The following is a 24,480-nucleotide window of genomic DNA, read 5'->3' as shown; positions in this document are numbered from 1 at the left end:
CGGCTCAGGCGGCGCGCGCCGGCCGCAGGGTCTCCAGTCCCTGAAACTCGATGAAGCGGGTCATGGCGCTCCAGAGATGGTCGCCGTAGACGAAGGGCTCAAAGTCTCCCCCATGTTCGAGCGGCAGCGGGGCGATCCGGGCCTCGGCCGCCGGCTCGTAGAAGAAGGGGATGGAGAAGCGCTCCGCCTCGTTGGCGAGTATCCGATGCGGCGTCGCGCGAATGCGTCCGCCGGTCCAGCGTTCCAGCAGCTTGCCGAAATTGACCACGAGTCCGCCTTCCTGCGGCGGCACGTCATGCCAACGTCCGTCAGGCAACTGAGCCTGCAAGCCGCTCACCCCGTGCTGCTGCAGCAGCGTCACGAAGCCCGAGTCCACATGTGCCTTGCCGGCAAGCAGTCGACGCTCGCCCTGATGCTCCACGGTGAGCTCAGGGTCTTGTTGGTCAGCTGAGCCCATAGACCTGGGCGGGTAGCGCAGCAAGCGCAGGGTGGAGATGCCCTGTTCGAAATAGGGAGCGAAGGTGCTTTCCGGGAGATCGAGTCCGCGGGCGATCGATGCCATCAGGGCTGCCCCGGTCGCCTCCATTGCCTTGAAGTAGTGTGCAGCTGCCGCACGCCAGCCGGGCAGATCGTGCTCGTTGGGCAGTGGTGTCGCCTCACGCAGCGGGTCGCCCGGCTCCTGGCGGCTTGGGTCGAGAAGGTCGGGTCCGATGTCGATCCCTTCCTTGCAGGTCGCCTGCCCTTCCTGCACGGGAAAGTACCCGCGATAGACGTTGGGATTGTCCGGCGCGAACTTGCGGCGGGACAGTGGCGCTTTCGTCTGCTGCGGCAAGGTGAAGAAGCGCAGCAGTTCGCTACGACATTCCGGGGCGGCGGCGCCCTCGGCTCCCAGCCCGGTGACCACCATGAAACCGCTGTCTTGCGCCGCCGCCATGATTGCCCTGTCCGTTTCCCGTCGGGTCTGGCTGTCGCTTGCGAAAAGGTTGGCGATGTCGACCATCGGAATCATGCGGGCTCCTGTACTGGGATAGGGCTACTCAGTTGCGTCCGGGGGCCAACAGCCCGCGGGTGATCACCTGGGCCTGGATTTCCGCTGCGCCCTCGAAGATGTTGAGAATGCGGGCGTCGCAGAGCACGCGGGAGATGGGATACTCCTGCGCATAGCCGTTGCCGCCGTGGATTTGCAACGCCGCGTCGGCATTGGCCCAGGCGACGCGGGCGGCGAGCAGTTTCGCCATGCCCGCCTCGATGTCGCAGCGGCGATCCTGGTCCTTCTCCCGCGCGGCGTAAAGCGTGAGCTGGCGCGCGGCCATGGACTCCACCAGCATCCAGGCCAGCTTTCCATTGACGCGCGGGAAGGCGTGGATGGCCTTGCCGAACTGTTTGCGCTCACGCGCATAGGCCAGCCCCAGCTCCAACGCATTCTGCGCCACGCCCACGGCGCGGGCGGCGGTTTGGATGCGGGCCGACTCGAAGGTGGCCATGAGCTGCTTGAAGCCCTGGCCCTCGATGCCGCCCAGCAGGTTCTCCGCCGGCACCTCGAAGCCGTCGAAGGCGAGTTCGTACTCCTTCATGCCGCGATAACCGAGCACGGGGATCTCGCTTCCGCTCATGCCTGCTGCCGGAAAGGGATCCGTATCGCTGCCGCGCGGCTTCTCGCCCAGCAGCATGGAGAGGCCGCGGTAGTCCCGGCTGTCGGGGTCGGTGCGCACCAGCAGGGTCATCAGGTCGCTGCGGGCAGCGTGGGTGATCCAGGTCTTATTGCCGGTCACGCGATAGACCGCCCCCTCGCGCACCGCCCCCTCGCGCACCGCCCGCGTCCGCAGCGCCCCCAGGTCCGAGCCGGTGTTGGGTTCGGTGAAGACGGCGGTGGGCAGGATCTCGCCGCTGGCGATGCGCGGCAGCCAGCGGTCCTTCTGGGCCGGCGTGCCGCCCAGGCGGATCAGTTCGGCAGCAATTTCCGAGCGGGTGCCGAGCGATCCGAGGCCGATGTAGCCGCGCGACAGCTCCTCGGTGACCACGCACATGGCCGTCTTGCCCAGCCCTAGCCCGCCATGCTCCTCAGGCACCGTGAGGCCGAAGACACCGAGTTCCGCCAGCTGCTGGATGACATCGATCGGGATCAGGTCGTCGGCGAGGTGCCATTGGTGAGCGCGTTCCGCGTGCTCATCGGCAAAGCGGCGGAACTGCTCGGCGATCATGGCCTCGGTCTCGTCGAGCCCGCGCTGGCCGAAGTGGGCTTCGACGCTGAGGTCAGCGAGGCGCCGGCGGACGGCAGTCGTGTTTCCGCCTTGGATCAACTGGCGGACAGGCGGGCTGCGCAGGCTATCGCCGTCGAGCCCGAGATCCTGCGGTCGGAAAACCTCGACCTGGCTGAGCGCGATGCCGCCGGAAAGCTGCCCCAGGTACTCGCCCCAGAGCGCCTGGAGCATAAGCGCTTCCAGTTCGCCCAGCTGGGCGTCGGTTTCGAGCCGCTCCGCCCAATGCAGGCTCTCGCGCAGGGCGGCGACATAGGTGGCCAGCCAGGCATAGCCGTGCGCGGCAAACTGCTCGCGCTCCAGCAGTTCGGGGGTCGGCTTGCCGCCAGGTGCCACCAGCGCGGACAGCGCCTGGCGCGCCTCGGCCTCGAAGCGCTCCACGCCCGGGAGTGCCGCGCGGCAGAGATCGAGAAGGTCGGGCAGCATGGGCGAGCTCGTGCCGGTCTGGGCGGCGGAGGAGAAGATCATTGCTACGGTTTTCCCGCTTCGGGTCTCGGATCACGCCCTTGCCGCACCGGCTCAATGGCCGGTGGAGCACTGGCTGGGCACGGACGGCAGGGAGGGATGCTAACGGTTCCCTCCCTGCCAGGCCAACGTTCCGGGCCTTTAGCCTTCAGCTGCGTCCTCGAGGGTGCGCAGACCGGGATGCTTCGCCTGCACCAGCACCGCCATGTTTCCGGGCTTGTGCTGGTTGTTCATCATCTTGGTGTGGGCGCGCGGGATGTCGTCCCAGGCGAAGACCTCGCTCATGCAGGGATCGACCCGCCGCTCGACGACCAGGGTGTTCGCCTGCGCCGCCTGCTTCAGGTTGGCGAAGTGGCTGCCCTGGATGCGCTTCTGCCGCATCCACACGAAGCGGGCATCCATGGTCAGGTTGTAGCCGGTGGTGCCCGCGCAGAAGACCACCATGCCGCCGCGCTTCACCACGAAGCAGGAAACGGGGAAGGTCTGTTCGCCGGGATGTTCGAAGACGAAGTCGACGTCCTTACCCTTGCCGGTGATCTCCCAGATTGCCTTCCCGAACTTGCGGCATTCCTTCATGTAGTCGGAGAAGGCCTCTCCGTTCACATCCGGCAGACGGCCCCAGCAGTTGAAGTCCTTGCGGTTGATGACGCCGCGCGCGCCCAGCGACAGCACGAAGTCGCGCTTGGATTCGTCGCTGATGACACCGATGGCGTTTGCCCCGGCTGCCGCAATCAACTGGATCGCCATGGAGCCGAGGCCGCCGGAAGCGCCCCAGACCAGCACGTTGTGCCCCGGGCGCAGGATGTGCGGCCGGTGACCGAAGAGCATGCGGTAGGCCGTGGCGAGGGTGAGCGTGTAGCACCCGCTCTCCTCCCAGGTCAGGTGGCGCGGCCGCGGCATGAGCTGGCGGTCCTGCACGCGGCAGAACTGCGCGAAGGAGCCGTCCGGTGTCTCGTAGCCCCAGATGCGCTGGGAGGGGGAGAACATTGGGTCGCCGCCGTTGCACTCCTCGTCGTCGCCGTCGTCCTGGTTGCAGTGGACCACGACCTCGTCGCCGACCTTCCAGCGCTTGACCTTGGAGCCCACCGCCCAAATCACGCCCGCGGCGTCGGAACCGGCGACGTGATACTCGGCCTTGTGGACGTCGAAGGGGGAGATCGGCTTGCCGAGGCCGGCCCAGACGCCGTTGTAGTTGACGCCGGCCGCCATCACCATAACCAGCACGTCGTGGCTGTCGAGCTCCGGCACCTCGACGACTTCCTGCTGCATTGAACTTTCCGGCTCACCGTGCCGCTCGCGGCGAATCACCCAGGCGTACATCTGCTTCGGCACGTGGCCGAGCGGCGGAATTTCGCCCACCTCGTAGAGATCCTTGGCCGTGCGCGCCGGACGCAGGGCCACGACCTCGGCGGCTTGCTTCGTTGCGGCGGGGGAGGGGGCGGCTGCGCTGTTCATCTCGGCACTCTCCTTTGACAAGCCGGTTTGGCACTCGGCGACCCTGAGTTCGCATCATTCGCTGCGATGCAAAACGATTAAATCTTGCGACTGATATCCATTGCAAGCAATTTTTATATTGTTATGGTCGACGGAGTTTGAAGAAAGCTGTTTCAGGGGACGAATTATGGCCGTTGCACAGCGCGCGGAGAGTGCATTGCAGCAGAAGCGGGAACCCGATCCGCCCTGGCTGATCCGGACCTATGCGGGCCATTCCACGGCCGCCGCTTCCAACGCGCTCTACCGCGGCAATCTGGCGAAGGGGCAAACGGGCTTGTCCGTGGCCTTCGATCTGCCCACCCAGACCGGCTATGACGCCGATCACGCGCTCGCGCGTGGCGAGGTGGGCAAGGTCGGCGTGCCGATTTCCCACCTGGGCGACATGGAGCGCCTGTTCGAGGGCATTCCGCTGGAGCGGATGAACACCTCCATGACGATCAATGCCACGGCGCCCTGGCTGTTGGCGCTCTACATCGCCAGTGCGGAGCGGCAGGGCGTGGCGCGCACCGCCTTGCAGGGAACGACGCAGAACGACGTCTTCAAGGAGTACCTCTCCCGCGGCACCTACATCTTCCCGCCGCGGCCGTCGCTGCGCATGGTGGGCGATGTCATCGCCTTCACCGTGGCCGAGGTGCCGAAATGGAACCCGACCAATGTCTGCAGCTATCACCTGCAGGAGGCCGGGGCGACTCCGGCCCAGGAACTGGCCTATGCCCTGTCCTCGGCGATTGCCGTGCTGGATTCGCTGCGCGATGGCGGCCGGGTGCCGGACGAGCAGTTCCCCAAGGTGGTCGGGCGCATGTCCTTCTTCGTAAACGCCGGGCTGCGCTTCGTCGGCGAGCTCTGCAAGATGCGCGCCTTCACCGAGCTGTGGGACGAGATCTGCCGCGAGCGTTACGGCATCACTGAGGAAAAGTACCGGCGCTTCCGCTACGGCGTGCAGGTCAACTCCCTGGGCCTGACCGAGCAGCAGCCGGAGAACAACGTCTATCGCATTCTTCTCGAGACCCTGGCCGTCGTGCTGTCGAAGCGGGCGCGGGCCCGCGCGGTGCAGCTTCCCGCCTGGAACGAGGCGCTCGGCCTGCCGCGGCCCTGGGACCAGCAGTGGTCCCTGCGTTTGCAGCAGATCCTGGCCTATGAGACCGACTTGCTGGAGTACGAAGATCTTTTCGACGGCAATCCGGTGGTCGAGGCCAAGGTTGCCGCGCTGAGCGCCGAGGCCAAGGCGGAGATGGCCAAGGTGGAGGCCATGGGCGGCGCTGTGGCGGCCATCGAGAACGGCTACATGAAGGAGCGGCTGGTGGAGAGTGCTGTCGCACGCTTCCGGGCCATCGAGGCCGGCGAGCAGGTCGTCGTGGGCGTCAACCGCTTCACGGAAAGCGAACCTTCGCCCCTGACCGAAAGCCGCGATGGCGGGTTTCTCCTGCCCGACCCCGAAGCCGAGGCCCAGCAGATCGCGAACCTCCAGGCCTGGCGCGCCCAGCGCGACGGTGGCGCGGTGGAGTCGGCCCTTCGGGAACTGGAAGCTGCCGCACGTGAGGAACGCAACGTGATGGAGCCCTCCATCGCGTGCGCCCATGCCGGTGTGACCACTGGTGAATGGGGCGAGACGTTGCGCCGTGTCTGGGGCGAATACCGCGCCCCGACCGGGGTGGGGAAGGCGGCGCCTTTGCGCGGCAGCGGCCGTGATCAACTGACCGTGCTGCGCCAGCGTGTGGAGGCTGTGTCGGAACGCCTCGGCCGGCGCATCAAGATGCTGGTGGGCAAGCCGGGCCTCGACGGCCACTCAAACGGGGCCGAGCAGATCGCTGTGCGCGCCCGCGATGCCGGGTTCGAGGTGGTCTATGAGGGCATCCGCCTCACGCCGGGGCAGATCGTCGGCGCCGCCCTGGAGGAGGGCGTGCATGTGATCGGCCTGTCGATCCTCTCCGGCAGTCACCGGGCGCTGGTGGAGGATACGCTGGCGCGCTTGCAACGCGAGGGTATGGAGGATGTGCCGCTCGTGGTGGGTGGCATCATCCCCCCGGAAGATGCCGACGCCCTACGGAAGGCCGGCGTTGCGGCGGTCTTCACGCCGAAGGATTACGACATCACCGGCATTCTGGCGCGGATCGTAGAGATCGTGGACAGCCGCTGGCAGGAAGAGTGAGGGTTAACTCTGGGTGCGGCGTAGACGCTTGGCGTTGGCCTTGGCGATGCGGTGCCAGGGGGCCAGAAGTGCCTCCGGTGTGGGTGCAGGCGAAACGGCGGCCACGGCGGTTCCCTGCAGCGCGGTAGCTTTCTCGCACATCATCCGCTGGTATTCTCCAAGCGTGAAGTTGCCGGTGGCGAGCAGCAGGCTGCGCCGGGCAACTGTCTCGAGGGAAGCGGAGAACAGAGCAGACCAGAGGAAGGGGAGCGTGAGCGATCCCGAGACCAGGCTTTGCTGTGCTTTTTGGTGTTTGCGTGCCATTGGGACCTCTGGCTTTGAAAGTGTGAAGCTCTCTAGTTGGGGTAGCCATCCTGCCCTTACGAGCGGTCATTGTTTCTCATGTGCGAGCCGCAGGTCTCCCAGACTCTGCCGAGGGCTGGCGGCATGGCTGTACCGGGTTAAATTGCGCGCAGCCGTTGTTACCGCCATTGCCGAGACTGTCTTCCATGGATTCCCCCCGGCGCCATCCGCTGCTGCTGCCACTGGTCATCGTCCTGGTCGCCTTCGGCCCGATCTCGACGGACCTTTATCTGCCCTCCCTGCCACGCCTGGGCGAGGTCTTCGGCGCGTCCGCAGGCACGGTTCAGCTGACCCTCTCGGTGTTCCTGGTCGGCTTTGCCAGTGGCATGCTGATCTACGGGCCGCTGAGCGACCGCTTTGGCCGGCGACCGGTGCTTGTCGGGGGCATTCTGTTGTTCCTGCTTGCCAGCCTGGTCTGCCTGCTGGCGCCCTCGATTGAATGGCTGATCGCGGGGCGGCTGCTGCAGGCGCTCGGCGCCGCCGCAGGACCGGTGCTCGGGCGCGCCGTGGTGCGCGATCTCTATGGCCCCAACCAGGCGGCCCGCGCCCTTTCCTACGTTGCGATGGCCATGGCCCTGGCCCCGGCCCTGGGACCGATCCTGGGCGGACTGGTGACGCAGTGGTTCGATTGGTGGGCCACCTTCCTGTTGCTGCTCCTATTCGGTGTGATCGCACTCGCCGGTGTGCTGTTGGTGTTGTCGGAGACCAACCGCTATCGCGACCCCACTGCGACCCAGGCCGGAAAACTGATTGCCAACTACGCCGGCCTGCTGCGCAATCGCGAGTACCTTGGCTATGTGATGACGGTGAGCGCGGGCTATGGCGGCATGTTCGCGTTCATCTCCGGTTCCTCCTTTGCCTTGATCGGCGGACTGGGGCTCACTCCCCTGGCCTACGGCCTCAGCTTCGCCGGCGTGATCTGCGGCTATGTAATCGGCAGTTTTGCCAGCGCCCGATTGCAGGCGCAGTTCTCCATCGACCGACTGATCGGCTTCGGTATTATTGCTCTCTTGGTCGCGACGGTAAGCGGACTGGGCTTTGCTCTCCTGGGCGTGGCTTCGGTCGCAAGCATCGTCCTGCCTGCCTCCTGCTATTTTCTCGGCACTGGTCTGGTGATGCCCAACGGCCAGGCCGGTTGCCTGCGGCCCTTTCCCCGGCTGGCCGGCTCGGCCTCGGCGATGCTGGGGTTTGTACAGATGGGCAGTGCGGCCGTTCTGGGCGTGTTCGTCGGCCAGTTCCAGGACGGCACGCCCAAGGTCATGATGGCAGTCATGTTCCTCTCTGCCTTGGTGGCCCTGGCGAGCCAGCGTTTCCTGTTGGGCTCGGCGGCGCTGGACAGTGCGTCGTGAGGCGCTATCTTCCGCGGCATGTCCACAAGAAATCCTGACCGGCCGATCATTCGGCTGAAGCCGAAGGCGCAGAAGCGCCTGCGGCTGGGCCACCCCTGGGTCTATTCCAACGAAATCGAGATGTCGGCGGAGGTGAAGGCTCTGCCGCCGGGCAGCCTCGTGCGGCTGCTTTCCAGCGGCGGCGAGGAGCTCGGCACCTTCCTGTTCAACCGCCATCCCTTGATCGCGGCCCGTCTCCTGTCGCGCGATCCGGCCGAGGTCATCGATGCCGGTTTCTTCCGCCGCCGTCTGCAGCGCGCGCTCTCGATCCGCGAACGGCTCGTCGGCGTCCCCTTCTATCGGCTTGCGCATGCGGAAGCCGATGGACTGCCGGGGACGATCATCGACCGCTTCGGTGACTCACTGGTGCTGCAGGTCAACACCGCCGGGATGGAAGCGCTCACCCCGGCGCTGCTCGAGGCGATCGATGAGGTGATCGCCCCTGAGACGGTGCTGCTGCGCAACGATTCGCCGGTGCGAGAACTGGAGCGGCTCGACAGCTACGTGCGCCTTCTGCGCGGCTCGGTGGAGCAGCCGGTGGAGGTAAGGGAGCATGGTGCCCGTTTCCTCGCCGACCTGAGCGAGGGACAGAAGACCGGCTGGTTCTATGATCAGCGCGACAACCGCCGCTGGGCCGCGGATCTGATCCGCACCGCAGCGGAGGGCGCCCGGGTCCTCGATGCCTACTGCTTTGCGGGCGGCTTCTCGATTCAGGCGGCCCTGGCCGGTGCGCAGGCGGTTATGGGTCTCGATCGCTCGGCCCGGGCGCTGGAACTGGCGGGAGAGGCAGCGGCGCTCAATGGCGTGGCCGAGCGCTGCACCTTCCGCAAGAGCGATGCCTTCGCAGCGCTAGAGCACCTTGCCAAGAAGCGGGACAGCTTCGATCTGGTGATCGCCGATCCGCCGGCCTTCGTGAAAGGCCGCAAGGACCTGCCGCAGGGTTTGCGGGCCTATCGCAAGCTGGCCCGTCTCGCCGCGGAGGTGGTGGCGCCGGAGGGCTATCTGGTGATCTGCTCCTGCTCCCACCACGTCGATCTGGCATCCTTCGTGGACCAGATCGGCCGGGGCCTGGCGGAATCAGGACGGCCGGCGCGCCTGCTGCGCAGCGCCGGCGCGGCTCCTGACCACCCGGTCGACCCGCGCCTGCCGGAAACCCAGTATCTCAAGGCCCTGTTCCTTGCCCTGGATTGAGGCGGGCCCGCCGGGCGCGCTCCGCTCAGAAGATGTCCAGGATGATCTCGGCGCGGCGATTGAGGTTCTCTTCCCCGCCGTCGCGTGCGGGCAGCATCGGGCGAGAGTAGCCGGCGCCCGACAGGGAGATGCGCTCGGGCTCGATCCCCTCCTCGATCAGCCAGTCGCTCACGGCCGCCGCCCGCCGCACCGAGAGGTCGATCGCTTCCTCTTCGTCACCCAGCCGATCAGTATGGCCAGTGACGGCGATCGGCGCCCGGGTTTCCAACTTGGCGGCCGCGAGAGCGCTGCGCAGCATGGCTTCCTCGCCGGGCCGGATTTCCGCCGTTTCGGGATCGAAATAGATCACGTAAAGCCGCGGACCACCATCGTCGCCTGAGAGCTTTGGCGCGCAGTAGGGCGAGGTGCGGAAGTAGCGGCAGTAGGTCGCCAAGTCTACAGGACGGTCGGTGCTGTCCACGTGGGCGGCTGCATCGTTGCTGTCCGCAGCCTGCGCGGTGGTAGCGAGAACGAGCAGCATGAACGCCGGAAGAAGGCTGCGAAGGCAAAAACCGGACCACTGCAACAGCTGTCGAGGCATGGATCGCTCCACTCGAGGGGAAGGAAGAAGGGTTCTGTTCGGAAGGACGGGATCAGGCATCCCAACCTGGATTGGCGCGGGAGAGAACGCGCAAGTGAGCGTTCCACTCCATGTCCAACTCGTGGGTCCCACTGCCCAGCCCGCGGTCATACTGCTGCGCCGTGTACTCGCAGGTCTCCGCCGAGGGAAGCACGTACGCCTGGTTCATCGCGCAGACGTCCACCTGAATCTCGCAGGCGCGGTTCAGGTAGAACATCAGAGAAAAGGCCTCCGCCACCGAGCGGCCCACGGTCAGCAGACCATGGTTGCGAAGGATCAGCGACTGGGCCTGGCCGAGATCCCGGGCCAAACGCTCGCGCTCATCGAGGTCCAGGGCGATGCCCTCGTAGTCGTGATAGGCGAGCCGATGGCCGTAAAACTGCAATGCGATCTGGTTGAGCGGCAGCAGGCCTTCCTTCAGGCAGGACACGGCGACGCCGGCGCGGGTGTGGGTGTGGAGCACGCAGGCGGCATCCGCACGCGCGCCGTGAATGGCCGAGTGAATTGTGAAGCCGGCCGGATTCACGTCGAAGCCGTTGTCGACCACCTTGTTGCCATCGTGGTCGATCTTGACCAGGGAGGAGGCTGTGACCTCGTCGAAGGTCATGCCATAGGGGTTGATCAGGAAATGTCCGCGTTCACCCGGCACCCGGGCGGAAATGTGCGTGTAAATGTGATCGGTCATGCGGTGGTGCGCAATCAAGCGGTAACAGGCGGCGAGGTTGCGACGGACCTGCCATTCGGCATCGCCGATCTCCGGCGTTGATCGTAAGGGGGTCAGGTTTTCGACCTCGGCGGACATTGCATGCTCTCCTGATTATCTGGCGCGCGCCGCAGTCTGCGCGAAAGCCCGTGGTGACGTCGAGTCCTCTTGCCGGCCGCGTGCCGCATGGCCGCCCTGTTCGCGCCGATTCTCTCCTCGCGAGCAGCTCGTCGGGGGGATGCCCGATGCGTTCCACTGCGTAAAGGCAATCAGAGATGCGAGTGGAATGAGGCCGCACTGCGCGGCCCGGGGGAGAGAGTGCGGAAAGCTCCATACATTGCAAGCGCGGTAGTCCTGCTGCTTCTGGCCGGCCTGGGCGGAAGCATGGCCTGGTCGGCCCTTACGCCCGCCAGCAACGACGCGGTGATGACCACGCCTGTCACCAAGGGGACGCTGCGCGACGAGATCAGTGCCCTGGGAACGCTGGAACCACAGGATTTCGTGGACGTGGGCGTGCAGGTGTCCGGGCAGATCCAGGCCTTGCACGTGGAACTGGGCCAGGAGGTTGTTGAAGGTGATCTCTTGGCGGAACTGGATGCCGATGTGTTTCAGGCCCGGGTCGACTCCGACGCGGCAGAGCTGCGGCGGCTCGAAGCCTCGCTGGCCGAGCGTGAGGCGCAACTGGAGTTGGCCCGTCGTCAGTTCGAGCGTGCCGAGCAGCTCCTGGCGCAACGCGCCACCAGCCGGGAAGCCTACGAATCGGCCGAGGCGGCCGTGAAGGTTGCCGAGGCGCAGATCATGGGGCTGCGCGCACAGATCTCCCAGAGTGAATCGGCGTTGCGCGCCAACGAGGCAAACCTGGGCTACACCCGGCTCTACGCGCCGATGAGTGGGACCGTGGTCTCCCTTGATGCCAAGGTGGGCCAGACCCTGAATGCGAACCAGTCTACCCCGATCATTCTGCGCATCGCCGATCTCGCGACCATGACCGTGCGCGCCCAGGTATCCGAAGCCGACGTGATGCGCCTGGAACCGGGTATGCGCGCCTACTTCACAACGCTGGGCGACCGCAACCGGCGCTGGGAAGGCAGTTTGCGGCAGATCCTGCCGACCCCGGAGGTGGTGAACGACGTCGTGCTTTATCAGGCGCTCTTCGAGGTTCCGAACGAGGACGGGCGCTTGCTGACGCAGATGACCGCCCAGGTCTTCTTTGTCCGGGATGCTGCCGAGGACGCCTTGCAGGTCCCGCTGAGCGCGGTGGAAAGCCTCGGCCCGAATGCCCAGGGCGAAGAGGAAGGTCGGGTGCTGGTCCAGAGGGACGGCAAGCTCGAGCCCCGGCAGGTCGTGCTCGGCCTGCGTAACCGCGTCGCCGTCGAGGTGCGTGACGGTCTGCGCGAGGGCGAGCAGATCGCGCTGCAACTCCCCGCATCTGGTGTCGCTCAAGTGGGTGCCAGCCGACAGCGGGTGCCACGCCTGTGAGTGCGCCGCTGATCGAGCTGGTTGGGCTGCGCAAGGCCTATGGTGAGGGCGCCACCCGCTTCGAGGCGCTGTGCGGGATCGACCTGGCCATCGAACGCGGCGAGTTCGTCGCCATTGTCGGCAGTTCCGGTTCCGGCAAGTCGACCCTGATGAACCTGCTCGGCTGCCTGGATCAGCCAAGCGGCGGGCACTATCGCTTCCAGGGCCGGGAGGTCGGGGATCTCGACCCGGAGAGCCTGGCGCGGCTGCGTCGTGATTGCTTCGGCTTCGTGTTTCAGCAGTACAATCTGGTCGGCAACGCCGATGCCCTCGGCAATGTGGAGGTGCCGGCGCTCTATGCCGGGCTCGGGCGGAGCCAAAGGCGCGAGCGGGCGCGTGGCCTGCTGGAACGGCTCGGCCTGGGTGAGCGCGTGACCCACCGTCCCTCGGCGCTGTCCGGTGGCCAGCAACAGCGTGTATCGATCGCGCGCGCCCTGATGAACGGTGCCGATGTCATTCTGGCCGACGAGCCCACCGGGGCACTCGACAGCGCCAGCGGTCAGGAGGTGCTCCGCCTGCTGCGCGAGCTGCACGCCGAAGGCCGGACCGTCATTCTCATCACCCACGATCCCGCCGTGGCAGCCGCTGCCGATCGGCGGATCGAGATCGTGGATGGCAGCATCGTCTCCGACACAGGCACGATCGACGATCCCGCTGGGGCAGGGGCTGTGGCGCCTCTGCAAAGTTCGGCCAAACGCAGCGGAGGCCTGCCGCTCAGTGAAGCGGCCGGCATTGCCTGGCGTTCGTTGGCAGCCAATCGCTTCCGCACCCTGCTGACCCTGCTTGGTATCGTCATTGGCGTGGGCGCCGTCATCGTGATGCTGGCCATCGGAGATGGCGCCCGGGACGAGGTGGTGACGCGTATTCAGGGCATGGGCAGCGACCTGCTCGTGGTGCGCCCCGGCGCACCCGGTCAGCGCGGCGGCGACGCCACGCTGACCGCGGCCGATGCCGAGGCGGTGGCTGGCCTGCCGAACGTGCGCGCTGCTGCCCCTGAAATCAGCGGTTCGATGACATTGCGCGCCGGCTTGCAGGACATCCGCACGAGCCTGTTGGCAACGTCCGCCGATTATGCCGCCCTGCAGAACTGGCCGGTTGCGGCCGGGATGTTCCTGCAGGACAGCGATCTCGACAGCTATGCCCCCGTCGTGGTGCTCGGACAGACCGTGGCCGAGGCGCTCTTTCCCGCCGGAAGCGATCCGATTGGCCAATGGGTGTTGGCGCAGAACGTGCCGTTGCAGGTCATTGGCGTGCTGACGCCCAAGGGTGCGACCAGTTGGGGCTCCGATCAGGACGACGTGGCCATTGCGCCCCTGACCACTGGGCAGCTTCGCCTGCTGGGCCAGCAGCACCTGCGCTCCATCACCGCCCAGGTAGAGCGCGGCGCCGATGTTCATGACGTCGAGGCGGCGATTGATCGGCTGCTGCTGGAGCGTCATGGACTGCGTGACTTCTCGATCCGCAACCGGGCAGCCTTGATTGCCTCGGTGGAGGAAACGCAGCAAACCCTGACGCTGCTTCTCGGCTCGATTGCCGCGGTTTCGCTGCTGGTTGGGGGGATCGGTGTGATGAACATCATGCTGGTTTCCGTGACCGAGCGTACGCGCGAGATCGGCGTGCGCATGGCTGTGGGAGCTCGGCCACGTGATGTCATGGCGCAGTTCCTCGTCGAAGCCCTGGTCGTATGCGGACTTGGGGCCGGGATCGGTGTCCTTTTGGGCTTGGCCGTGACCTGGGGCGTTGGCGCCCTGGGAACGCCCGTCCTCATAACCCTGCCGCCCATCGTCGGAGCGGCGGCCTGTGCCATGCTGATCGGGCTCGTTTTCGGGTTGATGCCGGCGCGCCGCGCCGCGCAGCTCGACCCCGTGCGTGCTCTGGGAGCGGATTGATGATGCTACGGAACAACCTGCGAAGGTTCGGGCGCGGGCGAGCCGTTCTTGGGCTGACCACAGCCGTGTTGATACTCGGCGCCTGCGCGACACGGCCGCCGCCCGAAAGCCGGGAGATAGCGGTTCCCGAAAGCTATCAACTTGCAGAACTGGCACCGGCGGACGTGGCCTTCCCGGAAGCGGACTGGTGGCAGCGTTTCGACAGCCCCGTTCTCGACGATCTCGTCACGCGCGCGATCGACAACAATCCCGATCTGTCGGCTGCGGCCGCGCGTATCGCCCGGGCCGATGCGGAGCTGCGGCGCAATCGCGCCGGCTTGCTGCCTCAGGTCAACGCCGATGGCGGCGCCAGCCGCAACAGCCGGCCCTTCGTCGATCCCCCTCAGGACGGCGGTGGATCCAGCTACAGTCTCGGCCTGCGGGCCAGCTATGAACTGGATCTCTGGGGCGCAGACAGCGCATCGGTGGAGGCGGCGGCGGCGCGGGCCTTGGCGAGCCGCTACGATCAGGAGGCCGTGGCGCTCTCGTTGGTCTCGGAAGTGGCTCTGGGCTATATCGCGTTGCTGGGGCTCGAGCGGCAGATCGATGCCACCCGGCGCAGCCTGGAACTGGCGCGCGAGGTGGAAACCCTGACCGCAGTGCGCGAACGGGCCGGGGCCAGTTCCGGCCTGGAATCGGCCCAGCAGCGCAGCGTGATCGCTGGTCTGGAAGCCCGGGCAACCGACCTCGAACGGCAGGTCAGAGCTCGCCGAGCGGCCCTGGCTGTCCTCCTGGGCGATGCGCCCGGCGCTCAGTTTGGCAACGGGGAAGCCATGCTGGATCTGGCCGTGCCACTGCCATCCCCGGGCCTGCCGGCAGAGCTTCTGCGGCGGCGTCCGGATCTGCGTGCGGCCGAAGCGGAACTGGCTGGCGCTGCGGCCGACGTGGCGGTGGCCAGGGCCGCGCTCTTTCCGAGCCTGTCACTGACCGCCGCCGGCAGTTCCGCCAGCGATGCGCTGCGCTCCCTGCTGGATCCAGCCGGTCTGGTGCTCACCGTGAGTGCCGGCTTGGCCCAAAGTGTCTTTGATGGTGGCGCAAGACGTGCCGGCATTGAGAGCAGAGAGGCGCAACAGGTTGCCCTGTTGGAAGGCTATCGCGGATCTGTGCTGAGCGCGCTGCAGGAAGTCGTGACGGCCTTGTCGGATGCGCAAGCGCAGGCCCGGATTGAAAGCGCCCGTTTGGAAGCGCTGGACGCGGCGCGCCAAGCGCTGGCTATCGCCGAAGCGCAGTTTCGCACCGGCGCCGTGGATTTTCTTAATCTTCTGGAAGCCCAACGCAGCCTGATCGACGCCGAGACTCAGGCGATCCTAGCACGTCAGGCGCGACTGGAAGCTGCCATCGGTCTCTATCGAGCGCTGGGCGGAGGATACGATCCTGAAGCTCCAGGCTTGCGCCTGGCTCAGACTGAGTAGCCCACTTGTCCCGGCTGTTGCAGCCTGCCACGACCGTGCCTCCAAGCAGGAGGCACGGTCGCAGGAGTTAGCAGCAGTGCTCAGCCGGCGCGGCGGCGCTCACGCATGAAGCCGACGCCACCCATGTCGGGGCGACCGCCATCGCCACTGGGCTTGCCGGCGCTTCGGCCGTTGCCGCGAGCGTTGGCCTGCGCCGGGCGAGACCGCGGCTTGCCGGCGCGCGGCCCCTTGTTCCAACCGGCGTCGTTGTTGGCAGGACGCGACGAGCGCTGCGGCTTGCCGTTCCCACGGCCCTGCTTGGGCCTGGGCATGAACTCGGGTTCGTTGCCGCGACGGCGGTCTTCGGCAGGGATTTCCTGACGGATCAGCTTTTCAATGTCCTTCAGGTAGGCCCGCTCTTCGGCATTGCAGAAAGAGATGGCTTCGCCGTCGGCACCAGCGCGCGCCGTGCGGCCGATACGATGGACATAGCTTTCCGGCACGTTCGGTAGATCGTAGTTCACCACATGGCTGATGCCGTCCACGTCGATGCCGCGCGCGGCAATATCCGTGGCGACGAGCACGCGCACCCGGCCCTGCCGGAATGCGCCAAGGGTGCGCTCACGCTGGCCCTGGGACTTGTTGCCGTGAATGGCTTCGGCCGCCACGCCGTCGCTGGTCAGGTTGCGGGCGATCTTGTCCGCGCCGTGTTTGGTGCGGGAAAAAATCAGGGCCCGGTCGAAACCGACGTCGTTGAGCACCTCGGTAAGCAGGCCGCGCTTGTCGACCCCGTCAACCAGGATCACGCGCTGGGACACCCGCTCGGCGGTCGAGGCCACCGGTGTCACTGCGACGCGCATAGGATCGGTGAGCAGTTCTCCGGCCAGCTTGGCGATGTCTCCCGGCATGGTGGCGGAGAAGAAGAGGTTCTGGCGACGCTTGGGCAGCTGTGCCACCACCTGCCGGATCGGCTGGATGAAGCCCATGTCCAGCATCTGGTCGGCCTCGTCGAGGACGAACATCTCCACGCCGGTGAGGTCCAAGGCGCGCTGACCGGTGAGGTCAAGCAGGCGACCGGGAGTGGCTACCAGCACATCGACGCCATTCTGCAGGGTGCGGATCTGCCGATTGATCGGCACGCCGCCGAAGACCACGGCGGTCGTCAGTGACAGGTGCCGCCCATAGGCGCGGAAGGAGTCGCGAATCTGGCTGGCCAGCTCACGCGTGGGGCTGAGGACGAGGACACGGCAGCTCTTGCGCTTCGGGCGGCCGCCCATCTCATGCAGACGATGCAGCAGGGGAAGGGCGAAAGCCGCTGTCTTGCCGGTGCCGGTTTGTGCGACGCCCAAAAGATCGCGACCGGCGGCAACGCCGGGAATGGCCTGCGCCTGGATCGGAGTGGGCGTGGTGTAACCCTCGTCGGTCAGAGCGCGCATGAGCGGCTCGGCCAGGCCGAGGTCAGTAAACTGTGTCAAAATGGAAACTCGCTTTCGTGTATCAACAATCGCGTGGCACGCACGGGATGCGCCGAAAGGCGGCAACCCTGGTGCGCTGAACGCGGGGATGGTGTGGAGATGCCCCGCGTGACTGGGCGATCGCTGTGAAAGGACGGGCGCGCGGCGAGACGATGATCTTTTGGGATCCCGTTCACGCGGCCGCTGCGCCGAACACTGCGTTGTGCAGTGCACAAGATATGCCTGCTTTTGGTCTCACGTGCAAGGAATCTTTTGCGGTGTCGTGCTAGGATTGGCACTGACAGTTAAGAAAAAGCAGTGGGAGGCAGGGGCCAATGGACTTCATCATCAAGGGCGCAACTCTCTTCGACGGGTCGGGTCAGTCGCGGCGGGAGAACTGCGATCTGGCCGTGCGCGCCGGTCGCATCGACGCTGTGGGACCGGACCTTGCAGTTCCGAAGGGCGCGGAGGTCATTGATGCCGACGGCCTCGCCCTCATGCCGGGGATCATCGACACCCACACCCATTATGACGCGCAAGCGACCTGGGATCCCGGCCTATCCCCGTCGCCGGCCCACGGGGTGACGAGCGTCGTGATCGGCAACTGCGGATTCACGATCGCCCCCTGCAGGGAAGAGGACCGCGAACTGGTGATGCGCAACCTCACCCAGGTGGAGGGCATGTCTCTTGACGTCCTGCGCCAGGGCATCGTCTGGGATTTCGAGACCTTTCCCGAGTACCTCGCATCGCTGGAACGGCGCGGGACCCAGGCCAATGTGGCGGCCTTCCTCGGCCACAGCGCCCTGCGCAGCTACGTCATGGGCGATGCGGCGGTGGAACGCGCCGCCACGGATGAAGAAGTGGCGGAGATGCGCCGCCACGTCGGGGCGGCCATGGCAGCCGGTGCCATCGGCTTCGCAACCTCGACAGCGCCTCAGCACAACGGCTGGGGCGGCGTTCCCATGCCCTCGCGGCTCGCAGACGACCGGGAGCACTACGCCCTGGTGCGGGAAATGGCCGGATCAGGTCGCGGCCTTTTCATGCTGACCAAGGGCAATCACACGGACGTACCCTGGCTCGAAGCCCTGGCAGGCGCGGCCCATTGCCCTGTGATGATCGCGGCCTTGCTGCACAATCCCACCAACCCGCAGGGCACCTTCAAGGAACTGGCCCAGATTTCCGAGGCGCGCTCGCGCGGACGCGAACTCTGGGGCCAGGTGAGCTGCTGTCCCCTGACGATGGATTTTTCCCTGGCATCCGCCTATCCGCTGGAAAGCCTTACGGCCTGGCAGCCGGCCATGGCTGCCACCGGCGAAGAATTGCACAGATTACTGGCCGATGCGGCTTTCCGGCAGTCCGTGAAGGAGGAACTGGAACAGCCGGCCGGCGTGCGGCTGTTCAATGGCGAATGGGACAAGCTGGCGCTCACCGAGGCGGCGCGTGAGGAGAATCGGCACCTGGAGCATCGCAGCATCGCAGAGCTTGCGGCAGAAGCCGACCAGCATCCGCTGGACTGGCTGTTGGACTTCGGCTTGTCGGAGAATCTGGAAAGCCTCTTCACCGCGATACTGCTGAACGCCGATGAGGAGGCCGTGGGGCGGATGATTCGCCATCCCGATGCCTCGGTGGCGCTGTCGGATGCCGGGGCGCACCTCACCTTCTTCTGTGACGCCGGCTTCGGCCTGCACCTGATGGGGCACTGGGCCCGCCGGCGGGGTGTCCTGAGCCTCGAGGAGGCGGTGCGGGAACTGACGGCCAAGCCCGCCGAGATTTTCCGCCTGCCCAACCGCGGCCGCCTGGCGCCGGGCTACGCCGCGGACCTGTTGCTTTTCGACCCTGAGACTGTTGATCGCGGTCCCAATCGCCGGGTGCACGACCTGCCTGGAGGCGGAGCCCGCCTGACGACCGACGCAATCGGCCTGCAGGGTGTCTGGGTGAATGGCGTGCGGATCGTTGACGGGCAGGGGCGGCTATCTTCAGACCGTGCGCCGGGGCAGCTGATGCGTCCAAGAACCGCCACGGCGCCCTGAGAGATCAGGACACCATGGCGCGCTTCTTACTGCAGCGATCAGAAGAGCATAACCGTCCGGGTGATAACGGCTAGCTGGTAGATCATCTGCGCCAGCTCCTGGGCGAAGACCCAGCCCTTGAAGTCGACGCGCGGCGGCGCGATGACCTCGTCCCCCGCGCGGACGACCGTTGTGGGCGACACCACTTCGACCTGGCCATTGAGGCGGCGCAGTATGACCTTTCCGCTGTCGCCCCGATCGGTCAGGCCACCCGAGCGCCCGATGTAGAAGCGCGCGGTCTGCCCTTCCTCGAAGGCCAGAGCCTGCGGTGCCATGACTTCGCCGGAGACCATGACCACGCCCCGCTGCGGCGGGATGATGATCTCGTCACCGTCTTCGAGGCGCAGGTCGACGAACTGGCCGCGTGAATTCACCACCACCACGGTGCCATCGGGTTCGACCCGCCGGGCGCGCTCGATGTAGCCCATCACCATCTCGGCTTCAGCACGGCGAATTGTCGCCTCGCCCTGAAGATCAATGGTGGAACTGACGAGCGAGCGCTCCAGCCGGTCCAGCGCGGCTTCTAGCGAGGCCTCCTGTTGCCGCGCAACGCTCTCGCGGCGGAGATGGACGGCGTGCACGGCTGCCAGTTCGGGATCGACCTTGATGTAGTCGAGAAGCTGGAGCAGCGAGGCATTGCGGCTGGTGACATAGGTGGAGGGGCCGATGTGCGCTCCGCTCACCTCCACCATGATGGTTTCGCCGGCCTGGTCGGCACCGAAGGTGACCCGATCCTGGTCTTGCAGTTCCTCGCGCTCGAAGACGTCGAGGGGAATGTAATCGGACTCCGGCATGCCGCTGCGGCTGCCAATCACGCGTGCGTGGGTCGCCTTGGGCAGCGGCCTGCTCATCCGGATCAATTCCGCACCCGTCAGCGGCCCACCCACCGGAAACTCGAAGCGGTAGTTGTTCCGAATGTCGCCTTCCGCAGTCACCGTGCTGCGCTGCTCGCCCACGAGGATGGTGTCTCCCTCCTGGAAATTGATGCGGGGCAACTGGCCGCTCAGGAGAAAGTCATAGAGATCCGCGCGAGCGATGACGCGGTCATTACGCAGGATGGTGATATCGCGGTAGCTGCCACGGTTGGGATCGACACCGCCAGCCTTGGCGAGAAAGTCGATCACCGATTCCGAAGGAGCTCCGGGGAAGCGGCCCTGGCGTTCCACAAAACCGGTGACGAAGACACCGATGGCGCGGGTGCTCGCAAGTGTCGCGTAAACGCCCACGTTCTCACGGTAGACCGAACGCACCTCCTGTTCGACGTGCTGCGAGAGCCTGCCACTTGAAACGCCGCGGACATGGACGGGGCCGATGCCGGGCAGGAAGATGTTGCCCTGGGGGTCGACGGCCGTCGTGATCTCCTGTTCAACCTGTCCCCAGGTGCTGACCAGGATCTGGTCGCCGACATCCACCTGATAGTTGGGATTGGGTCCTTGGCCGCCGGCCATTCCCGGTGCCTCGAACAGACTGGCGCCAAAGGGCGGGAGCTGTGCGGCGAAGGGATCTTCCGGTGTGTCGGGCACGACCACCTGGGGCCAGCGACCTGGTTGCTGTGTTTGAACCGACCCGTCGTCGGGGCGAGCCCGAGGCGGCGGCGGCTCCACCCGCTGCTCGGAGTCTGCCTGGGTCGAAGTCACTGCCTGCCCTGCCTGAGCCAGGGCATCCCCGGATGTTCCCAGGAGCAGCGCGAAGCCGAAAAGTATCAACAGTAAGCGCACGATTGGCTGTCCCCTGCCCAAATGGATGCGTGGGAAGATGCAAGTCGGGTTGTTTGGCCTTCCCCCGAGTGCCGGCCCCGACGAGCCTCCCGAATGCATGTTTCTCACGCCACCTCTTACTCCAGCCTCAGTTCATGAGGTGGTCATTGATGCCTGTCACGATCAGGCGTCCGATGAGAAAGATCAACAATGAAGCCGCAAAGATCAAAGCCATGTTCTCTTCCCGTCGCGGAAACTTGGCGGCTTCTGCCTGGTGCGGCGAGACGATGGGGACGAGATAAACCTGCTGGCGCTGGGCCTCGACGCGGGCATTCTCCAGGGACGCGATAGCGGAGGTATAATCCTGGTGCGCCAGCTCGCGCTCCAGGGTCAACATTTCATAGTCATTCAGCACATTTGCATAGCGTCGTTCCCCGTCGTCTCCGGTCAGACGCTGCTCCTCGACCCGGATCTGCTCTTCGATGGCGTTGAGACGGTTGCGTAGCGACGTCATTTGCATGCTGTCGCCGTCCATGTAGCTGCTCATCTCACCCAACTGAGAGGCCACTTGAGCATACTCGGACTCCAGGCCCGAAATGATGCCGAGGATGCTGCCCGAGCGCTGTTCCGGGTCGAGCTCCTGGTTCGACAGGCGGAACTGCAGCAGCTCGCGACGCACTTCGGCCATGCGTTGCTCGGCCCGATCCACCTCGCTGCGTGCCAGACGCAGCGAGTCTGCTTCGGCCCGTTGATTGAACTCATTGACCAAACGTTCGCTTATCTCGTTCAGAGCGACCAGAATCCCACGGGAATCCTCCGGTCGGTAGGATTTCGCGCCGATGGTAATGATGCCGGTGGTTTGGTTATAGGTGACCTCGACGCGGTTCTGGAAGTGATCGACCAGGTCTTCCAGCGGGGCATCCGCGGACAGGCGCGACAGGAAATCCCCTTCGTCGCGAGAGAATATTTCCCGTAGGTCCACCTGTGTCGTCAACTGCTGGACAGCGTCATGCGAGGTAGCGAACTCCGCGATGCTGTCGGCCTCGATAGAGGCGCTGCCCAGCTGAATGCCGCCGATGGCCGAACTCATGAGCGAGGGCGCGCCGGTGGCGCTCTGTGAGCGCACGGAAATGCGCGTTTCCGTATAGTAGAGATCCGAGGCGATGAAACCGTAGTAGAGCACACCCCCCAAGGTCGGCAGGCCGACGATCAGCAGCGCCGGCAGCCAGCGCTTCAGCCGTGCGAAGAAACTGGGGCGTGTCTTGCCCTTGTGAAGGCTCGAACCGGCATCTCGAGGCTCGGGTTGCGTCGCAGGTTTTGCGGTAGGGTCGTCGCTATTGTCTTCGTTGTCCTCGCGCCTGGGAGCACGAGCCACTGCGCCGGACTTGGCCCGCGCCGAAGAGGCTTTGGCAGCTTTCTTCCTCGCAGGCGCAGCGGCTGGAGCACTGCTCTTTTCTGCCAACATATCGTCATCAAAGAGATCGTCGTCGGCTTCCTCTGCTGGCGGACGCTCGGGAGGAGGTACTGCCTTCAGCTTGGCCTTCTGACGCGCTTTGCGCTTGGCAACCTGCGCTTCGCGCCGAGCAGCATCGTCATCAGACTTCGCTGGCCCTGCCTTTTGCGCTGTTGACTCGGCTTCGGCTTTCGCCTTGTCGCCATTCGCGGGCGCGTCACTTCCAGCCTTCTGAGGCGCGGCGCTGTCGGCTGCTTCATCAGGGCGGCGGTATTTGGAAAGATCGTCTAAGTGGGCCATGTAAGTCGCCTACATCTCGCGGTAAAGCCGTAGCGCTTCGTCGACATCGTCATAGCGCTCAAGCGTACCGTCATTGAGAAGAAAGACCACGTCGCAGATCTTTCGGATGGTTGCCTCGCTGTGCGAAATCAGGATCATCGTGGAGCGTTTCTTCAATTCCCCGAAGGATTGGGTGAAGCGCCGGCGGAAACGGGAATCGCCGACGCCCGGAATCTCGTCGATGAGATAGCAGTCGAACTTGACGAAAAAGGACATGCCCACGGCAAGGCGGGCACGCATGCCCGAGGAGTACGTCTTGATAGGCATGTGCATGTAGTCGCCGAGCTCGGCGAAGTCCTGCACGAAGTCCACCGCGTCTCGCCAGTTGACGCCGTAGATTCGGGCTATGAAGCGGATGTTATCAGCTCCGCTCATCGAGCCTTGGAATCCACCACTGAAACCCATGGGCCAGGATAAGCGAACGTTGGAACGGACCATGCCCCGGTTCGGTGCTTCGGCCTTGGCCAGAATTCGCAGGAGAGTCGATTTGCCGGCGCCATTGCGACCGAGGATCCCAACGTTGCAGTCAGTGGGGATATCTTCGGTCAGGTCACGAAACACATAGTGTCGACCTTCGTTGGTTCGATAGTACTTGGTGACGCCCTGGAGTTGGATCACTTTTCCTTCCTCCGGTCGCGAAACATCCGCTCACACAGCAGGCCAAGGAACATGGTGATCAGAATCCACCAGCTCACGTAGCCATAGCTCACCCGGTAGGGCTCAACCTGCGCAAAGTAGGCAGCGCGCATCAATTCGATCACGTGCAGGATCGGGTTCCAGACGAGTATGTCCTGCACCGACATGGGCAACTGCTTCAGTGTGAAGAAAATCCCAGAGATCCACAGCATAAGCCGCCAAGTCGGGCGCATGAAGTGGTCGACCCAGGGAAAGTTCATCGTGATGGCGCCCAGCAGCATGCCGATGCCGGCGCCAAGCAGGGCCGTATACATAACGGTGACCAGCAGCAGGAACGGCCGATCCGGCGGCGAGGCAAAACCGAGCAGAACGCCACCACCGATAATCACGACAAAGACCGCGATGAAGGTGGCTGTTTCCAGCAGCAGGCGTCCGAGCATCAGATCGAAGGGTGTGACCTGTGGAAAGAGGAGAAGGCTGCGATTGCTCTCAATGGCACTGGACATGCGGGAGGCGATGTTGCGCATTGAGAGGTAGGCGATGATCCCGGTTGCCAGAAACGGCAGGAATTCCATGCCCTGCGGCGGTGACCGTCGGCCGATCGCAACGTACCCGAGGGTGAACACGCCCACCAGCAGCAGTGGCTCTACCAGGGCCCAGAGATAGCCGATGTTTGACCGGCCAAAGCGGGATTGCATTTCCCGCAGAATCAGGGCGTAGATGACTCTGCTTTGGACCGTCAAGCTGCGGCCCAGATCGCCGAAGCTCCGGGTAGGATTCATCTAGGCTTACCTTCTCTGCCGCTGATGTCAGCGGGCCGCCAGCTCGCGCAGTGGCCTGATCAAGTGCCAACCCTGCTGTCCCTGGCAAACGACGCGATCGCTGGGGCGGGCCGTCTGCGTGTTCCAGAGTGTCAGGCGTCGACACAGGCGGCCGCGAGCCGAGACATACTCCTCGTTAATCAGCACCTGGGCCTCAACGCCACCTTCAAGCGGAATCAACTCCTGGCTGCCCGGAGGCGCCGTGGACGCAAATTTAAGCAATGCTGCGTCGGCTGGTGTCGTGGTCGGCTGCTCGACGGCAACCGGTATGCCGCCCACTGTCGGCGCACCTTCCGGTGTCGCGCTGTTAACTGTGCTGCAAGCCGCCACGAGAAGGCAGAGCGACAGACCGCTCAGCAGTTTCATCGTAAGATGCACGTTCTTGCCCGCTCCTCAATTGGCTTGGTGGCTGTGAAGCAACTCGGTTTATACCACAAGCGTCAAATCCTGGCCCAAAGCCCGGGGTCTTCCTGCGGAAATCTCCCGCAGGCGACAGCGCAAGGGGGCGAGAGTTACAGCACGCCACAGGCTCATGCGAGTGTGAGATTAGGGGGCACACCCAGTT

General features: G+C 65.3%; 19 protein-coding genes. 7 read left to right on the top strand and 12 right to left on the bottom strand.

Annotated elements, in window-relative coordinates; translation table 11 throughout:
• Positions 1-4: 4 nt before the first annotated feature.
• The 3 genes from ABZ720_RS02025 to ccrA all read right to left on the bottom strand — a co-directional run bounded on the left by ABZ720_RS02025 (position 5) and on the right by ccrA (position 4,178).
• The gene (locus ABZ720_RS02025; RefSeq protein ID WP_366553278.1) at positions 5-1,009 is read right to left on the bottom strand and encodes an isopenicillin N synthase family dioxygenase; all 1,005 of its coding nucleotides are present in this window, start codon (positions 1,007-1,009) and stop codon (positions 5-7) included.
• Positions 1,010-1,037: 28 nt separating this feature from the next.
• Positions 1,038-2,726 (bottom strand): acyl-CoA dehydrogenase family protein, encoded by a 1,689-nt coding sequence (locus tag ABZ720_RS02020; RefSeq protein ID WP_366553276.1) that lies wholly within the window; start codon positions 2,724-2,726, stop codon positions 1,038-1,040.
• Positions 2,727-2,864: 138 nt separating this feature from the next.
• Entirely contained in the window at positions 2,865-4,178 is a 1,314-nt protein-coding gene (ccrA, locus tag ABZ720_RS02015; RefSeq protein WP_366553274.1) for a crotonyl-CoA carboxylase/reductase, read from the bottom strand.
• 166 nt (positions 4,179-4,344) lie between these two features.
• Here ccrA and ABZ720_RS02010 point away from each other — a divergent pair, with 166 nt between their 5' ends.
• Positions 4,345-6,366 (top strand): methylmalonyl-CoA mutase family protein, encoded by a 2,022-nt coding sequence (locus ABZ720_RS02010; protein ID WP_366553272.1) that lies wholly within the window; start codon positions 4,345-4,347, stop codon positions 6,364-6,366.
• A 3-nt stretch (positions 6,367-6,369) separates the two neighbouring features.
• On the opposite strand, the gene ABZ720_RS02005 is transcribed toward ABZ720_RS02010, so the two are convergent.
• Positions 6,370-6,669: a hypothetical protein gene (locus ABZ720_RS02005; protein WP_366553270.1), complete on the bottom strand. Its 300-nt coding sequence runs from the start codon at positions 6,667-6,669 to the stop codon at positions 6,370-6,372.
• Between the two features lie 185 nt (positions 6,670-6,854).
• Between ABZ720_RS02005 and ABZ720_RS02000 the strand changes: the two genes are divergently transcribed.
• Both ABZ720_RS02000 and ABZ720_RS01995 read left to right on the top strand, forming a co-directional pair.
• Positions 6,855-8,057 (top strand): multidrug effflux MFS transporter, encoded by a 1,203-nt coding sequence (locus ABZ720_RS02000; protein WP_366553269.1) that lies wholly within the window; start codon positions 6,855-6,857, stop codon positions 8,055-8,057.
• 18 nt (positions 8,058-8,075) lie between these two features.
• On the top strand, positions 8,076-9,287 hold the full coding sequence (locus tag ABZ720_RS01995) for a class I SAM-dependent rRNA methyltransferase (RefSeq protein ID WP_366553267.1): 1,212 nt from the start codon (positions 8,076-8,078) through the stop codon (positions 9,285-9,287).
• 25 nt (positions 9,288-9,312) lie between these two features.
• On the opposite strand, the gene ABZ720_RS01990 is transcribed toward ABZ720_RS01995, so the two are convergent.
• Both ABZ720_RS01990 and ABZ720_RS01985 read right to left on the bottom strand, forming a co-directional pair.
• Entirely contained in the window at positions 9,313-9,867 is a 555-nt protein-coding gene (locus ABZ720_RS01990) for an OmpA family protein (protein WP_366553265.1), read from the bottom strand.
• A 52-nt stretch (positions 9,868-9,919) separates the two neighbouring features.
• Complete coding sequence (locus tag ABZ720_RS01985; RefSeq protein ID WP_366553263.1) at positions 9,920-10,708, bottom strand: class II aldolase/adducin family protein; 789 nt, start codon at positions 10,706-10,708, stop codon at positions 9,920-9,922.
• A gap of 219 nt (positions 10,709-10,927) precedes the next feature.
• On the opposite strand from ABZ720_RS01985, the gene ABZ720_RS01980 reads away from it, so the two are divergent.
• Genes ABZ720_RS01980 through ABZ720_RS01970 form a run of 3 tightly spaced genes read left to right on the top strand, consistent with a single transcriptional unit; the run spans position 10,928 to position 15,467 of the window.
• The gene (locus ABZ720_RS01980; RefSeq protein WP_366553261.1) at positions 10,928-12,088 is read left to right on the top strand and encodes an efflux RND transporter periplasmic adaptor subunit; all 1,161 of its coding nucleotides are present in this window, start codon (positions 10,928-10,930) and stop codon (positions 12,086-12,088) included.
• Positions 12,085-14,016, top strand: a complete 1,932-nt coding sequence (locus tag ABZ720_RS01975; RefSeq protein ID WP_366553259.1) for a MacB family efflux pump subunit — start codon at positions 12,085-12,087, stop codon at positions 14,014-14,016. Before ABZ720_RS01980 ends, ABZ720_RS01975 begins: the two co-directional genes overlap by 4 nt.
• Positions 14,016-15,467, top strand: a complete 1,452-nt coding sequence (locus ABZ720_RS01970; protein WP_366553257.1) for an efflux transporter outer membrane subunit — start codon at positions 14,016-14,018, stop codon at positions 15,465-15,467. The genes ABZ720_RS01975 and ABZ720_RS01970 overlap by 1 nt, the downstream gene beginning before the upstream one ends.
• A gap of 80 nt (positions 15,468-15,547) precedes the next feature.
• On the opposite strand, the gene ABZ720_RS01965 is transcribed toward ABZ720_RS01970, so the two are convergent.
• Entirely contained in the window at positions 15,548-16,921 is a 1,374-nt protein-coding gene (locus tag ABZ720_RS01965) for a DEAD/DEAH box helicase (RefSeq protein WP_366553255.1), read from the bottom strand.
• A gap of 314 nt (positions 16,922-17,235) precedes the next feature.
• Here ABZ720_RS01965 and ABZ720_RS01960 point away from each other — a divergent pair, with 314 nt between their 5' ends.
• The gene (locus ABZ720_RS01960) at positions 17,236-18,930 is read left to right on the top strand and encodes an N-acyl-D-amino-acid deacylase family protein (RefSeq protein WP_366553253.1); all 1,695 of its coding nucleotides are present in this window, start codon (positions 17,236-17,238) and stop codon (positions 18,928-18,930) included.
• A gap of 38 nt (positions 18,931-18,968) precedes the next feature.
• Here the strand turns inward: ABZ720_RS01960 and ABZ720_RS01955 are convergent, their stop codons facing one another.
• From ABZ720_RS01955 to ABZ720_RS01935, 5 genes are all read right to left on the bottom strand, one after another.
• Positions 18,969-20,687: a polysaccharide biosynthesis/export family protein gene (locus ABZ720_RS01955; protein WP_366553251.1), complete on the bottom strand. Its 1,719-nt coding sequence runs from the start codon at positions 20,685-20,687 to the stop codon at positions 18,969-18,971.
• A gap of 127 nt (positions 20,688-20,814) precedes the next feature.
• The gene (locus tag ABZ720_RS01950; protein WP_366553249.1) at positions 20,815-22,419 is read right to left on the bottom strand and encodes a KpsE/RkpR family capsule polysaccharide export protein; all 1,605 of its coding nucleotides are present in this window, start codon (positions 22,417-22,419) and stop codon (positions 20,815-20,817) included.
• A gap of 9 nt (positions 22,420-22,428) precedes the next feature.
• Positions 22,429-23,076, bottom strand: a complete 648-nt coding sequence (locus ABZ720_RS01945; protein ID WP_366553247.1) for an ABC transporter ATP-binding protein — start codon at positions 23,074-23,076, stop codon at positions 22,429-22,431.
• Positions 23,073-23,876, bottom strand: coding sequence for an ABC transporter permease (locus tag ABZ720_RS01940; protein ID WP_366553245.1), 804 nt, complete (start codon positions 23,874-23,876; stop codon positions 23,073-23,075). Before ABZ720_RS01940 ends, ABZ720_RS01945 begins: the two co-directional genes overlap by 4 nt.
• A gap of 27 nt (positions 23,877-23,903) precedes the next feature.
• The gene (locus tag ABZ720_RS01935; protein ID WP_366553243.1) at positions 23,904-24,281 is read right to left on the bottom strand and encodes an RT0821/Lpp0805 family surface protein; all 378 of its coding nucleotides are present in this window, start codon (positions 24,279-24,281) and stop codon (positions 23,904-23,906) included.
• Between the last annotated feature and the right edge of the window lie 199 nt (positions 24,282-24,480).

It is taken from the genome of Aquibaculum sediminis (assembly GCF_040712085.1).
GTDB classification, from domain to species: Bacteria; Pseudomonadota; Alphaproteobacteria; order Kiloniellales; family DSM-21159; genus Aquibaculum; species Aquibaculum sediminis.
The sequence above is the reverse complement of the archived record's forward strand: the minus strand, read 5'-3'. Positions and strand labels throughout refer to the sequence as shown.

What these genes read in the sequence shown, in the direction of transcription:
- ccrA (WP_366553274.1), bottom strand. Translation starts at nt 4,178, where the DNA reads ATGAACAGCGCAGCCGCCCCCTCCCCCGCCGCAACGAAGCAAGCCGCC.
- ABZ720_RS01940 (WP_366553245.1), bottom strand. Translation starts at nt 23,876, where the DNA reads ATGAATCCTACCCGGAGCTTCGGCGATCTGGGCCGCAGCTTGACGGTC.
- ABZ720_RS02010 (WP_366553272.1), top strand. Translation starts at nt 4,345, where the DNA reads ATGGCCGTTGCACAGCGCGCGGAGAGTGCATTGCAGCAGAAGCGGGAA.
- ABZ720_RS01960 (WP_366553253.1), top strand. Translation starts at nt 17,236, where the DNA reads ATGGACTTCATCATCAAGGGCGCAACTCTCTTCGACGGGTCGGGTCAG.
- ABZ720_RS02020 (WP_366553276.1), bottom strand. Translation starts at nt 2,726, where the DNA reads ATGATCTTCTCCTCCGCCGCCCAGACCGGCACGAGCTCGCCCATGCTG.
- ABZ720_RS02000 (WP_366553269.1), top strand. Translation starts at nt 6,855, where the DNA reads ATGGATTCCCCCCGGCGCCATCCGCTGCTGCTGCCACTGGTCATCGTC.
- ABZ720_RS01990 (WP_366553265.1), bottom strand. Translation starts at nt 9,867, where the DNA reads ATGCCTCGACAGCTGTTGCAGTGGTCCGGTTTTTGCCTTCGCAGCCTT.
- ABZ720_RS01985 (WP_366553263.1), bottom strand. Translation starts at nt 10,708, where the DNA reads ATGTCCGCCGAGGTCGAAAACCTGACCCCCTTACGATCAACGCCGGAG.
- ABZ720_RS01995 (WP_366553267.1), top strand. Translation starts at nt 8,076, where the DNA reads ATGTCCACAAGAAATCCTGACCGGCCGATCATTCGGCTGAAGCCGAAG.
- ABZ720_RS01970 (WP_366553257.1), top strand. Translation starts at nt 14,016, where the DNA reads ATGATGCTACGGAACAACCTGCGAAGGTTCGGGCGCGGGCGAGCCGTT.
- ABZ720_RS01950 (WP_366553249.1), bottom strand. Translation starts at nt 22,419, where the DNA reads ATGGCCCACTTAGACGATCTTTCCAAATACCGCCGCCCTGATGAAGCA.
- ABZ720_RS01935 (WP_366553243.1), bottom strand. Translation starts at nt 24,281, where the DNA reads ATGAAACTGCTGAGCGGTCTGTCGCTCTGCCTTCTCGTGGCGGCTTGC.
- ABZ720_RS02025 (WP_366553278.1), bottom strand. Translation starts at nt 1,009, where the DNA reads ATGATTCCGATGGTCGACATCGCCAACCTTTTCGCAAGCGACAGCCAG.
- ABZ720_RS02005 (WP_366553270.1), bottom strand. Translation starts at nt 6,669, where the DNA reads ATGGCACGCAAACACCAAAAAGCACAGCAAAGCCTGGTCTCGGGATCG.